The 12,892-nt window shown below is 52.0% G+C and carries 11 protein-coding genes and 2 tRNA genes; all 13 read left to right on the top strand.

The annotated features are described in order from the left end of the window. Positions 1–116 precede the first annotated feature (116 nt). On the top strand, positions 117–1,220 hold the full coding sequence (gene wecA, locus WES_RS20625; protein ID WP_001050953.1) for a UDP-N-acetylglucosamine--undecaprenyl-phosphate N-acetylglucosaminephosphotransferase: 1,104 nt from the start codon (positions 117–119) through the stop codon (positions 1,218–1,220). Positions 1,221–1,231: 11 nt separating this feature from the next. Beyond that, positions 1,232–2,278 (top strand): ECA polysaccharide chain length modulation protein, encoded by a 1,047-nt coding sequence (wzzE, locus tag WES_RS20620; RefSeq protein ID WP_000193459.1) that lies wholly within the window; start codon positions 1,232–1,234, stop codon positions 2,276–2,278. 55 nt (positions 2,279–2,333) lie between these two features. Next, positions 2,334–3,464, top strand: coding sequence for a non-hydrolyzing UDP-N-acetylglucosamine 2-epimerase (wecB, locus tag WES_RS20615; RefSeq protein WP_010349832.1), 1,131 nt, complete (start codon positions 2,334–2,336; stop codon positions 3,462–3,464). After that, a complete protein-coding gene (gene wecC / locus WES_RS20610; protein ID WP_000006633.1) occupies positions 3,461–4,723 on the top strand; it encodes a UDP-N-acetyl-D-mannosamine dehydrogenase in 1,263 nt (420 codons plus the stop codon). Before wecB ends, wecC begins: the two co-directional genes overlap by 4 nt. Positions 4,724–4,757: 34 nt before the next feature. Continuing rightward, positions 4,758–5,432, top strand: coding sequence for a dTDP-4-amino-4,6-dideoxy-D-galactose acyltransferase (gene rffC / locus WES_RS20605; RefSeq protein ID WP_001122571.1), 675 nt, complete (start codon positions 4,758–4,760; stop codon positions 5,430–5,432). Between the two features lie 4 nt (positions 5,433–5,436). Next, positions 5,437–6,567, top strand: coding sequence for a dTDP-4-amino-4,6-dideoxygalactose transaminase (rffA, locus tag WES_RS20600; protein WP_000612064.1), 1,131 nt, complete (start codon positions 5,437–5,439; stop codon positions 6,565–6,567). A gap of 1 nt (position 6,568) precedes the next feature. After that, the gene (wzxE, locus tag WES_RS20595; RefSeq protein ID WP_016158853.1) at positions 6,569–7,819 is read left to right on the top strand and encodes a lipid III flippase WzxE; all 1,251 of its coding nucleotides are present in this window, start codon (positions 6,569–6,571) and stop codon (positions 7,817–7,819) included. Continuing rightward, the gene (gene rffT / locus WES_RS20590) at positions 7,816–8,895 is read left to right on the top strand and encodes a TDP-N-acetylfucosamine:lipid II N-acetylfucosaminyltransferase (protein WP_000217206.1); all 1,080 of its coding nucleotides are present in this window, start codon (positions 7,816–7,818) and stop codon (positions 8,893–8,895) included. Before wzxE ends, rffT begins: the two co-directional genes overlap by 4 nt. Further along, complete coding sequence (gene wzyE, locus WES_RS20585) at positions 8,892–10,244, top strand: ECA oligosaccharide polymerase (protein ID WP_016158854.1); 1,353 nt, start codon at positions 8,892–8,894, stop codon at positions 10,242–10,244. The genes rffT and wzyE overlap by 4 nt, the downstream gene beginning before the upstream one ends. A gap of 2 nt (positions 10,245–10,246) precedes the next feature. Continuing rightward, on the top strand, positions 10,247–10,987 hold the full coding sequence (gene wecG, locus WES_RS20580) for a lipopolysaccharide N-acetylmannosaminouronosyltransferase (protein WP_016158855.1): 741 nt from the start codon (positions 10,247–10,249) through the stop codon (positions 10,985–10,987). Positions 10,988–11,176: 189 nt separating this feature from the next. Beyond that, positions 11,177–12,562, top strand: a complete 1,386-nt coding sequence (gene thrP / locus WES_RS20575) for a bifunctional threonine/serine APC transporter ThrP (RefSeq protein ID WP_000774732.1) — start codon at positions 11,177–11,179, stop codon at positions 12,560–12,562. Positions 12,563–12,664: 102 nt separating this feature from the next. Next, a tRNA-Arg gene (locus WES_RS20570) sits at positions 12,665–12,741 on the top strand. A gap of 58 nt (positions 12,742–12,799) precedes the next feature. Then, positions 12,800–12,875, top strand: a tRNA-His gene (locus WES_RS20565). The last annotated feature ends 17 nt before the right edge of the window (positions 12,876–12,892 follow it).

The raw sequence follows: 12,892 nt of genomic DNA on the forward strand, positions 1-12,892 counted from the left end.
CGTCGCGAGTGGTTGGTTTTTACACAAGTCTGATTGGTTCAGAAAGTAGTTTCCCTTCTGAATAAAGGTCTTCGTGGGTATACTTCTGCTAATAATTTTCTCTGAGAGCATGCATTGTGAATTTACTGACAGTGAGTACTGATCTCATCAGTATTTTTTTATTCACGACACTGTTTCTGTTTTTTGCCCGCAAGGTAGCAAAAAAAGTCGGTTTAGTGGATAAACCTAACTTCCGCAAACGTCACCAGGGATTGATACCGCTCGTTGGGGGTATTTCAGTTTATGCAGGGATTTGCTTTACGTTCGGAATTGTCGATTATTACATTCCGCATGCATCTCTCTACCTGGCTTGCGCTGGCGTCCTGGTGTTCATTGGTGCGCTAGATGACCGTTTTGATATCAGCGTAAAAATCCGAGCCACCATACAGGCCGCTGTTGGCATCATTATGATGGTGTTCGGCAAACTTTATCTCAGTAGCCTTGGCTATATTTTTGGCGACTGGGAGATGGTACTCGGACCGTTTGGGTATTTCCTGACGTTGTTTGCAGTCTGGGCGGCAATTAATGCTTTCAATATGGTTGATGGCATTGACGGTTTGCTGGGCGGCTTATCCTGCGTCTCATTTGCGGCAATTGGCATGATTTTGTGGTTCGACGGGCAAACCAGCCTCGCTATCTGGTGCTTTGCGATGATCGCCGCCATCCTGCCTTACATCATGCTCAACCTCGGTATTCTGGGTCGTCGCTATAAAGTCTTTATGGGCGATGCGGGCAGTACACTGATTGGTTTTACCGTAATCTGGATCCTGCTGGAAACCACCCAGGGCAAAACGCATCCGATTAGCCCGGTGACTGCATTATGGATAATCGCCATTCCGCTAATGGATATGGTAGCAATTATGTATCGTCGTCTGCGTAAAGGCATGAGCCCGTTCTCTCCTGACCGCCAGCACATTCATCATTTAATCATGCGCGCCGGCTTTACTTCTCGTCAGGCATTTGTGCTGATTACCCTTGCTGCTGCACTGCTTGCCTCCATTGGCGTGCTGGCAGAATATTCTCATTTTGTCCCTGAATGGGTCATGCTGGTGCTCTTTTTGCTAGCATTCTTCCTCTATGGCTATTGCATTAAGCGCGCCTGGAAGGTTGCTCGCTTTATTAAGCGTGTGAAACGCCGACTGCGCAGAAACCGTGGTGGCAGCCCCAACTTAACCAAATAAACGAGGATGTAATGACGCAACCAATGCCTGGGAAACCAGCCGAAGACGCTGAAAATGAACTGGATATTCGTGGGTTGTTTCGTACCTTGTGGGCTGGGAAGCTGTGGATTATTGGCATGGGGCTGGCGTTTGCGTTAATTGCGCTGGCATATACATTTTTCGCCCGCCAGGAGTGGAGCGCGACGGCGATTACCGATCGTCCAACGGTGAATATGCTGGGGGGATACTACTCGCAGCAGCAGTTTTTGCGTAACCTGGACGTCCGTTCGAACATGGCTCCAGCCGACCAACCATCGGTCATGGACGAAGCCTATAAAGAATTTGTTATGCAGTTGGCGTCGTGGGACACCCGTCGCGATTTCTGGCTGCAGACGGATTATTACAAACAGCGGATGGTCGGTAACAGTAAAGCTGATGCGGCTCTGCTGGATGAAATGATCAACAACATCCAGTTTATTCCCGGTGATTTCACCCGCGCAATCAATGATAACGTTAAATTGATTGCCGAAACTGCCCCTGATGCCAATAATCTGCTGCGTCAATATGTCGCATTCGCCAGTCAGCGCGCTGCCAGCCATCTGAATGATGAGCTGAAAGGCGCATGGGCAGCACGCACTATCCAAATGAAAGCCCAGGTGAAGCGTCAGGAAGAAGTGGCGAAAGCGATCTACGACCGCCGGGTAAACAGCATTGAGCAGGCGCTCAAAATCGCCGAGCAACATAATATTTCTCGTAGTGCGACAGATGTCCCTGCGGATGAATTGCCTGATTCAGAAATGTTTTTGCTGGGTCGCCCTATGCTGCAGGCGCGATTAGAAAATTTACAGGCCGTCGGTCCGGCCTTTGATCTCGACTATGATCAGAATCGGGCCATGTTAAACACCCTTAATGTAGGTCCAACCCTGGATCCGCGTTTTCAGACCTATCGCTATTTGCGTACGCCGGAAGAACCGGTAAAACGCGATAGCCCACGTCGTGCCTTCCTGATGATTATGTGGGGCATTGTCGGGGGGCTGATCGGGGCTGGTGTCGCATTAACCCGCCGTTGCTCGAAATAGCAACACAGCTGCGGTGAGCGCAAAGGCGCTCGCCGCTTATTCAAAGAGAATCGATGTGAAAGTACTGACTGTATTTGGTACGCGCCCGGAAGCCATCAAGATGGCGCCGCTGGTGCATGCGTTGGCAAAAGATCCTTTTTTTGAGGCTAAAGTTTGCGTCACTGCGCAGCATCGGGAGATGCTCGATCAGGTGCTGAAACTCTTTTCCATTGTACCTGACTACGATCTCAACATAATGCAGCCAGGGCAGGGCCTGACAGAGATAACCTGTCGAATTCTTGAAGGATTAAAACCTATTCTTGCCGAGTTCAAACCAGACGTGGTGCTGGTACACGGCGATACCACCACGACGCTGGCCACCAGTCTGGCGGCGTTTTATCAGCGTATTCCTGTTGGTCACGTAGAGGCTGGACTGCGTACGGGCGATCTCTATTCACCCTGGCCGGAAGAGGCTAACCGCACGCTGACCGGTCATCTGGCGATGTACCATTTCTCCCCTACTGAAACATCGCGGCAAAACCTGCTGCGTGAAAATGTCGCTGATAGCCGAATCTTTATCACCGGCAATACCGTTATCGACGCCTTGCTGTGGGTGCGCGACCAGGTGATGAGCAGCGATACGCTGCGTTCTGAACTGGCGGAAAATTACCCGTTTATCGACCCCAATAAGAAGATGATTCTGGTGACCGGTCACAGACGTGAGAGCTTCGGTCGTGGTTTTGAAGAAATTTGCCACGCACTGGCAGAAATCGCCACCACTCATCAGGACATCCAGATTGTCTATCCGGTACATCTCAACCCGAACGTCAGAGAACCGGTAAACCGCATTCTGGGGCATGTGAAAAATGTCATTCTGATCGATCCCCAGGAGTATTTACCGTTTGTCTGGCTGATGAACCACGCCTGGTTGATTTTGACTGACTCTGGCGGTATTCAGGAAGAAGCGCCTTCACTGGGTAAACCGGTGCTGGTGATGCGCGATACCACTGAACGTCCGGAAGCGGTGACTGCGGGTACGGTGCGTCTGGTCGGCACGGATAAGCAACGAATTGTCGAGGAAGTGACGCGTCTTTTAAAAGACGAAAATGAATATCAAACTATGAGCCGCGCCCATAACCCGTATGGTGATGGTCAGGCATGCTCTCGCATTTTGGAAGCGTTAAAAAATAATCGGATATCACTATGAGTTTTGCGACCATTTCTGTCATTGGACTGGGTTACATTGGGCTGCCGACGGCGGCAGCGTTTGCCTCCCGGCAAAAACAGGTGATTGGTGTCGATATCAACCAACAAGCGGTTGATACCATCAATCGTGGCGAAATCCATATCGTCGAGCCTGATTTGGCGAGTGTGGTAAAAACTGCCGTAGAAGGTGGTTTTTTACGAGCGAGCACAACGCCGGTTGAGGCGGATGCCTGGCTGATTGCTGTACCTACGCCGTTTAAAGGCGATCATGAACCGGATATGACTTACGTCGAATCGGCTGCCCGCTCCATTGCGCCAGTACTGAAAAAAGGCGCGCTGGTGATCCTTGAGTCCACCTCGCCGGTGGGCTCAACTGAGAAGATGGCAGAATGGTTAGCAGAGATGCGTCCAGATCTGACTTTCCCGCAGCAAGTGGGCGAGCAGGCGGACGTGAATATTGCCTACTGCCCGGAACGCGTGTTGCCGGGGCAGGTGATGGTCGAGTTGATTAAAAATGACCGTGTGATTGGCGGTATGACACCGGTTTGTTCTGCGCGCGCCAGCGAACTGTACAAAATTTTCCTCGAAGGTGAGTGTGTCGTCACTAACTCGCGGACGGCAGAAATGTGTAAGCTGACTGAAAACAGCTTCCGCGATGTGAATATTGCTTTTGCTAACGAACTATCGCTGATTTGTGCCGATCAGGGGATTAATGTCTGGGAACTGGTTCGCCTGGCGAATCGCCATCCACGAGTCAATATTCTTCAGCCTGGGCCTGGCGTGGGTGGTCACTGTATTGCAGTTGATCCGTGGTTTATCGTGGCACAGAACCCGCAGCAGGCGCGGCTTATCCGTACCGCGCGCGAAGTGAATGACAACAAACCTTTCTGGGTTATCGATCAGGTCAAAGCGGTGGTAGCTGATTGCCTGGCTGCTACGGATAAACGCGCCAGCGAGCTGAAAATTGCCTGCTTTGGTCTGGCGTTTAAACCGAATATTGATGATCTACGCGAAAGTCCGGCAATGGAAATCGCTGAGCTGATCGCTCAATGGCACAGTGGTGAAACGCTGGTTGTTGAACCGAATATTCACCAGTTGCCGAAAAAACTGACCGGGCTTTGCACTCTGGCGCAGCTTGACGACGCGCTGGCAACGGCAGATGTGCTGGTGATGCTGGTCGATCACAGTCAGTTCAAAGCCATCAGCGGCGAACATGTTAAACAGCAGTATGTCGTGGATACCAAAGGGGTCTGGCGCTGATTACAGTGAATGACTGTTTTGAGGGAGTCACACAATGCCCATTCGCGCCAGAATTGAACCACTAACCTGGGAAAACACCTTCTTTGGTGTCAACAGCGCCATTGTGCGCATTAGTCCTGACGCGCCACTCCTGACGTCAGACGCCTTAGCGCCGTGGTCACGGGTGCAGGCCAAAATTGCTGCATCAAATACCGATGAGCTGGATGCCTTGCAACAACTGGGATTCTTACTGGTTGAAGGTGAAGTTGATTTGGTACTGCCCGTGAACAACGCAAGTGATAGCGACGCAGAAGTGGCACAAGAGACAGATATTCCAGTGCTACGCCAGTTAGCCAGTGAGGCATTTGCGCAAAGCCGTTTTCGTGCGCCGTGGTATGCGCCTGACGCCAGTGGCCGCTTTTATGCGCAGTGGATTGAAAACGCCGTACGCGGCACTTTTGATCATCAATGCCTGATTTTACGCTCAGCGTCTGGTGATATTTGTGGCTATGTTTCTCTACGAGAGTTGAATGCCACTGACGCGCGCATTGGCTTGCTGGCAGGCCGTGGCTCCGGTGCACAGCTGATGCAAGCGGCGCTAAACTGGGCGTATGCTCGCGGTAAAAAAACATTGCGGGTGGCGACCCAGATGGGCAACACCGCCGCGCTTAAACGATACATACAAAGTGGTGCGAATGTAGAAAGCACCGCGTACTGGTTATACAGGTGAGCACATGATTCCATTTAACGCACCGCCGGTGGTAGGAACCGAACTCGACTATATGCAGTCGGCAATGGGTAGCGGCAAACTGTGCGGCGATGGCGGTTTTACCCGTCGCTGCCAGCAGTGGCTGGAGCAACGTTTTGGTAGTGCCAAAGTGCTGCTGACGCCGTCCTGCACCGCTTCGCTGGAGATGGCGGCGTTGCTGCTCGATATCCAGCCGGGCGATGAAGTGATCATGCCGAGCTACACCTTTGTCTCCACCGCCAACGCCTTCGTGTTGCGTGGAGCAAAAATCGTCTTTGTGGATGTCCGCCCGGACACCATGAACATCGACGAAACGCTTATTGAATCGGCGATCACCGACAAAACGCGCGTTATCGTGCCGGTACATTACGCGGGCGTGGCCTGTGAAATGGACACCATTATGGCGCTGGCGAAAAAGCATAACTTGTTTGTGGTGGAAGATGCCGCGCAGGGCGTGATGTCCACTTACAAAGGGCGTGCGCTGGGAACCATTGGTCATATTGGCTGCTTTAGCTTCCATGAAACCAAAAACTACACGGCGGGCGGTGAAGGTGGTGCGACGCTGATTAACGATAAAGCGTTGATTGAACGTGCCGAGATCATCCGTGAAAAAGGCACTAACCGCAGCCAGTTCTTCCGTGGTCAGGTCGATAAATATACCTGGCGTGATATTGGTTCCAGCTATCTGATGTCCGATCTGCAAGCTGCGTACCTGTGGGCGCAACTGGAAGCCGCCGAACGTATCAACCAGCAACGTCTGGCGTTGTGGCAAAACTACTACGATGCGTTAGCACCTCTGGCGAAAGCCGGGCGTATCGAATTGCCGTCGATTCCAGATGGCTGCGTGCAGAACGCGCATATGTTCTACATTAAGCTGCGGGATAATGATGACCGGAGCGCATTGATTAACTTCCTGAAAGAAGCGGAAATTATGGCGGTGTTCCATTATATTCCGCTACACGCAAGCCCTGCGGGTGAACGCTTTGGTGAGTTCCACGGCGAAGATCGCTACACCACCAAAGAGAGCGAGCGCCTGCTGCGCCTTCCTCTGTTCTACAATTTGTCGCCCGTCAATCAACGCACGGTAATTGCGACCTTGTTGAACTACTTCTCCTGATATGTCGCTGGCAAAAGCGTCCTTATGGACGGCGGCCAGTACGCTGGTCAAGATTGGCGCCGGATTACTGGTCGGTAAGTTGCTGGCGGTATCATTTGGTCCGGCTGGGCTGGGACTGGCGGCAAATTTCCGCCAGTTGATTACCGTGCTCGGCGTGCTTGCTGGGGCGGGCATCTTTAACGGCGTAACCAAATACGTTGCCCAGTACCATGATAATCCGCAGCAGTTGCGCCGAGTGGTCGGTACTTCATCCGCGATGGTGCTTGGCTTCTCCACGCTGATGGCGCTGGTTTTTGTGCTGGCAGCTGCGCCAATCAGCCAGGGATTGTTTGGTAATACCGACTATCAGGGGCTGGTGCGTTTAGTGGCGTTGGTGCAAATGGGGATCGCCTGGGGCAACCTGTTGCTGGCGTTGATGAAAGGCTTTCGCGATGCCGCAGGTAATGCGTTATCGCTGATTGTCGGCAGCTTGATTGGCGTTATCGCCTATTACGTCAGTTACCGTTTGGGCGGTTATGAAGGCGCGTTGCTGGGTCTGGCGTTGATTCCTGCGCTGGTGGTGATTCCTGCCGTCATCATGTTAATTAAGCGTGGTGCAATCCCGTTAAGCTATCTGAAACCCTGCTGGGATAATGGTCTGGCTGGGCAGTTGAGTAAGTTCACGCTCATGGCGCTGATTACGTCGGTGACCTTGCCCGTTGCTTACATCATGATGCGTAAACTGCTGGCGGCGCAATACAGCTGGGATGAAGTGGGGATCTGGCAAGGGGTGAGCAGTATTTCCGATGCCTACCTGCAATTTATTACGGCATCGTTCAGCGTATATTTGCTGCCCACGTTGTCGCGGCTAACGGAAAAGCGCGATATCACCCAGGAAGTGGTTAAATCGCTGAAATTCGTCTTACCGGCAGTGGCGGCGGCGAGTTTTACCGTCTGGCTGCTGCGTGATTTTGCTATCTGGCTGTTGTTGTCGAATAAATTTACCGCCATGCGCGATCTCTTTGCCTGGCAGTTGGTAGGCGATGTATTGAAAGTGGGCGCTTATGTCTTTGGTTATCTGGTGATCGCCAAAGCATCGCTGCGGTTTTATATTCTGGCGGAAGTCAGCCAGTTCACTTTGTTGATGGTATTTGCCCACTGGTTGATCCCTGCGCATGGTGCTCTGGGCGCGGCGCAGGCTTATATGGCAACTTATATCGTCTATTTCTCTCTTTGTTGTGGCGTGTTTTTACTCTGGCGTAGGCGGGCATGACTGTACTGATTCACGTACTGGGATCGGATATCCCTCACCATAACCAAACCGTTCTACGGTTTTTCAACGACGCGCTGGCCGCGACGAGCGAGCACGCGCGCGAGTTTATGGTTGCTGGCAAGGACGACGGCTTAAGTGACAGCTGTCCGGCGCTTTCTGTGCAATTTTACCCTGGTAAAAAATCCCTGGCAGAAGCGGTCATCGCAAAGGCGAAAGCTAACCGCCAGCAGCGATTTTTCTTCCACGGTCAGTTCAACACCGCGCTATGGCTGGCGTTGCTGAGTGGTGGTATCAAACCCAGCCAGTTTTACTGGCATATCTGGGGTGCAGATCTCTATGAGGTTTCCAGCGGGCTGAAATTCAAACTTTTCTATCCTGTCCGCCGACTGGCACAAAAGCGAGTTGGCTGCGTATTTGCCACTCGCGGTGATTTGAGCTTTTTTGCTAAAACGCATCCTAAGGTGCGGGGCGAATTGATTTACTTCCCAACCCGAATGGATCCTTCTCTCAATACGATGGCGAACGATCGGCAACGTGAAGGGAAAATGACCATTCTGGTGGGGAACTCCGGCGATCGTAGCAATGAACACATCGCCGCCTTAAATGCTGTTCATCAGCAGTTTGGCGATACGGTAAAAGTGGTGGTGCCGATGGGATATCCGCCCAATAACGATGCGTATATTAACGAAGTTCGTCAGGCAGGACTGAAACTGTTCAGCGAAGAAAATCTGCAAATTCTGAGCGAAAAACTGGATTTTGACGCCTATCTGGCGCTACTTCGCCAGTGCGATCTCGGCTACTTTATTTTTGCCCGCCAGCAGGGCATTGGTACTCTGTGTTTGCTGATTCAGGCAGGCATTCCCTGCGTACTTAACCGAGAAAATCCGTTCTGGCAGGATATGACGGAACAGCATTTACCGGTGCTGTTTACTACCGACGATCTCAACGAGGATATTGTGCGTGAAGCGCAGCGCCAGTTGGCGTCGGTGGATAAAAACACCATTGCCTTCTTTAGCCCGAACTATCTGCAAGGCTGGCAGCGGGCGTTGGCTATTGCCGCCGGGGAGGTTGCATGAGTCTGCTGCAATTCAGTGGCCTGTTTGTTGTCTGGCTGCTCTGCACGCTGTTTATTGCCACGCTGACCTGGTTTGAGTTTCGCCGTGTGCGCTTTAACTTCAATGTCTTCTTCTCATTGCTGTTTTTGCTCACCTTTTTCTTCGGCTTCCCGCTGACCAGCGTGCTGGTATTTCGCTTTGATGTTGGTGTCGCGCCGCCAGAAATCTTGTTGCAGGCGTTGCTTTCTGCGGGCTGTTTCTACGCGGTTTACTATGTCACCTACAAAACCCGCCTACGCAAACGCGTTGCTGTTGTACCGCGCCGTCCGCTGTTTACCATGAACCGCGTGGAGACCAATCTTACGTGGGTGATCCTGATGGGCATCGCGCTGGTAAGCGTCGGCATCTTCTTCATGCACAACGGTTTTTTGCTGTTCCGGCTTAACTCCTACAGCCAGATCTTCTCCAGTGAAGTCTCCGGCGTGGCGCTAAAACGCTTCTTTTACTTTTTCATCCCGGCGATGCTGGTGGTCTACTTTCTGCGCCAGGACAGCAAAGCGTGGCTGTTTTTCCTCGTCAGCACGGTCGCATTTGGCTTGCTGACTTATATGATTGTCGGCGGTACTCGCGCCAATATCATCATCGCATTCGCTATCTTCCTGTTTATTGGCATTATTCGCGGCTGGATTTCGTTGTGGATGCTGGCGGCGGCAGGCGTGCTGGGGATTGTTGGCATGTTCTGGCTGGCGCTTAAACGCTATGGAATGAACGTTAGCGGCGATGAGGCGTTCTATACGTTTCTCTATCTCACCCGCGACACCTTCTCGCCGTGGGAGAATCTGGCGTTGCTGTTGCAGAACTACGACAACATTGACTTCCAGGGGCTGGCGCCGATTGTCCGCGATTTCTATGTCTTTATTCCTTCCTGGTTGTGGCCGGGACGCCCGAGCATGGTGCTGAATTCTGCCAACTATTTCACCTGGGAAGTGCTGAACAATCACTCCGGCCTGGCAATCTCGCCTACGCTTATTGGTTCACTGGTTGTTATGGGCGGCGCGCTGTTTATTCCTCTGGGGGCGATTGTAGTTGGACTGATCATTAAATGGTTCGACTGGCTGTATGAGCTGGGCAACCGCGAAACCAACCGTTATAAGGCCGCGATATTGCACAGTTTCTGCTTCGGGGCGATCTTTAATATGATCGTACTGGCGCGCGAAGGGCTGGATTCGTTTGTCTCACGCGTGGTCTTTTTTATCGTGGTCTTCGGCGCATGTCTGATGATCGCAAAACTGTTGTACTGGCTTTTTGAAAGCGCCGGACTCATTCATAAACGCACAAAATCATCGCTCCGGACGCGGGTTGAAGGATAACAATGAATAACAACACCACGGCACCGACCTATACGCTACGTGGCTTACCGTTGATCGGTTGGCGTGATATGCAGCACGCCCTCGATTATCTGTTCGCTGACGGGCAGCTTAAGCAGGGAACGCTGGTTGCCATTAATGCCGAAAAAATGCTGACCATTGAAGATAACGCCGAGGTCAGGGAGTTAATTAACGCTGCCGAATTTAAATATGCCGATGGTATTAGCGTTGTGCGTTCGGTACGGAAAAAGTACCCACAGGCACAGGTTTCCCGCGTTGCCGGAGCCGATCTCTGGGAAGAGCTGATGGCGCGCGCAGGAAAAGAAGGGACGCCAGTATTTCTTGTTGGCGGTAAACCTGAAGTGCTGGCGCAAACTGAAGCTAAACTGCGCAACCAGTGGAATGTGAATATCGTTGGTAGTCAGGATGGTTATTTTAAACCCGAGCAGCGTCAGGCGCTGTTTGAACGCATTAATGCCAGTGGAGCGCAAATCGTCACCGTTGCGATGGGATCTCCCAAGCAGGAGATCTTCATGCGTGACTGCCGTCTGGTGCATCCAGATGCGCTGTATATGGGCGTTGGCGGGACTTACGATGTCTTTGCTGGTCATGTGAAACGCGCACCGAAAATCTGGCAAAAACTGGGGCTGGAGTGGCTCTATCGCCTGCTTTCGCAGCCAAGCCGCATTAAACGCCAGCTCCGTTTACTGCGCTATTTACGCTGGCACTACACCGGTAACCTCTAATTTTCCTTTCTGTAAAGCGACGGAGTGGTCACTCCGTCGCCTGCCTGCTGTTTTATTACACAAAGCATTCAAATTTTTAATGCTTCATTTGCCATTTCTTCTAAATTACGAAAACATTCGCAACACTCGATGTACCCATAACGATAACCGGTAACACCGGAAAAACATGCAAACACAACACGAGGATTTATGGCAGATAACAAACCAGAGCTACAGCGTGGGCTGGAAGCTCGACATATCGAACTCATCGCCCTGGGGGGCACCATTGGCGTTGGCTTGTTTATGGGGGCTGCCAGTACCCTGAAATGGGCAGGGCCATCCGTATTGTTGGCCTATATCATCGCCGGGCTGTTCGTCTTTTTTATCATGCGTTCAATGGGCGAAATGTTGTTCCTCGAACCGGTTACCGGTTCGTTCGCCGTTTACGCGCATCGTTATATGAGCCCGTTCTTTGGCTATCTTACCGCCTGGTCTTACTGGTTTATGTGGATGGCTGTGGGGATTTCAGAAATTACCGCCATCGGCGTCTACGTCCAGTTCTGGTTCCCGGAGATGGCGCAATGGATACCGGCATTGATCGCGGTGGCGCTGGTGGCGTTGGCGAATCTGGCGGCGGTGCGGTTGTACGGCGAAATCGAGTTCTGGTTCGCGATGATCAAAGTCACCACAATCATCGTGATGATCGTCATTGGCCTGGGCGTGATTTTCTTTGGCTTTGGTAATGGCGGGCAGTCGATTGGTTTTAGCAATCTCACAGAGCATGGCGGTTTCTTTGCGGGTGGCTGGAAAGGGTTCCTGACCGCGCTGTGTATCGTGGTGGCGTCCTACCAGGGCGTGGAGCTGATTGGCATCACCGCCGGTGAAGCGAAGAATCCGCAGGTGACGCTGCGCAGCGCGGTAGGCAAAGTGCTGTGGCGGATCCTGATTTTCTACGTAGGTGCGATTTTCGTTATCGTCACCATCTTCCCGTGGAATGAAATTGGCAGCAACGGTAGTCCGTTCGTACTGACTTTTGCCAAAATCGGTATTACCGCAGCGGCGGGCATTATCAACTTTGTTGTGCTGACGGCTGCGCTCTCTGGCTGTAACAGCGGCATGTACAGTTGCGGACGTATGCTCTACGCACTGGCGAAAAACCGTCAGTTACCGGCGGCGATGGCGAAAGTTTCCCGTCACGGCGTACCAGTTGCGGGTGTGGCAGTATCTATTGCTATTCTGCTAATTGGCTCATGCCTGAACTACATCATTCCCAATCCGCAGCGTGTGTTTGTCTACGTCTACAGTGCCAGCGTGCTTCCGGGGATGGTGCCATGGTTTGTGATATTGATAAGCCAGCTGCGTTTTCGGCGTGCACATAAAGCGGCGATTGCCAGCCATCCGTTCCGCTCAATCCTGTTCCCGTGGGCCAACTACGTAACAATGGCATTCCTGATTTGCGTTTTGATCGGCATGTACTTTAATGAAGATACGCGTATGTCGCTGTTTGTCGGCATCATCTTTATGCTGGCGGTGACGGCGATTTATAAAGTTTTTGGCCTTAATCGCCACGGTAAAGTGCATAAACTGGAGGAATAAGCAGCAAAATGCACAAACCGTAACCAAACGCGCATTTTATTTAAAAAGGGACTAGACAGAGGGGTGGGAAGTCCGTATTATCCACCCCCGCAACGGCGCTAAGCGCCCGTAGCTCAGCTGGATAGAGCGCTGCCCTCCGGAGGCAGAGGTCTCAGGTTCGAATCCTGTCGGGCGCGCCATTTAGTCCCGGCGCTTGAGCTGCGGTGGTAGTAATACCGCGTAACAAGATTTGTAGTGGTGGCTATAGCTCAGTTGGTAGAGCCCTGGATTGTGATTCCAGTTGTCGTGGGTTCGAATCCCATTAGCCACCCCATTATTAGAAGTTGTGAC

The sequence above is a fragment of the Escherichia sp. KTE31 genome (assembly GCF_000407925.1).
GTDB classification, from domain to species: Bacteria; Pseudomonadota; Gammaproteobacteria; order Enterobacterales; family Enterobacteriaceae; genus Escherichia; species Escherichia ruysiae.

Bases quoted from the DNA above. Each gene is read 5' to 3' on its own strand.
- wzzE (WP_000193459.1), top strand. From the start codon at position 1,232: ATGACGCAACCAATGCCTGGGAAACCAGCCGAAGACGCTGAAAATGAA.
- wecC (WP_000006633.1), top strand. From the start codon at position 3,461: ATGAGTTTTGCGACCATTTCTGTCATTGGACTGGGTTACATTGGGCTG.
- rffC (WP_001122571.1), top strand. From the start codon at position 4,758: ATGCCCATTCGCGCCAGAATTGAACCACTAACCTGGGAAAACACCTTC.
- rffA (WP_000612064.1), top strand. From the start codon at position 5,437: ATGATTCCATTTAACGCACCGCCGGTGGTAGGAACCGAACTCGACTAT.
- wzxE (WP_016158853.1), top strand. From the start codon at position 6,569: ATGTCGCTGGCAAAAGCGTCCTTATGGACGGCGGCCAGTACGCTGGTC.
- rffT (WP_000217206.1), top strand. From the start codon at position 7,816: ATGACTGTACTGATTCACGTACTGGGATCGGATATCCCTCACCATAAC.
- wzyE (WP_016158854.1), top strand. From the start codon at position 8,892: ATGAGTCTGCTGCAATTCAGTGGCCTGTTTGTTGTCTGGCTGCTCTGC.
- wecG (WP_016158855.1), top strand. From the start codon at position 10,247: ATGAATAACAACACCACGGCACCGACCTATACGCTACGTGGCTTACCG.
- thrP (WP_000774732.1), top strand. From the start codon at position 11,177: ATGGCAGATAACAAACCAGAGCTACAGCGTGGGCTGGAAGCTCGACAT.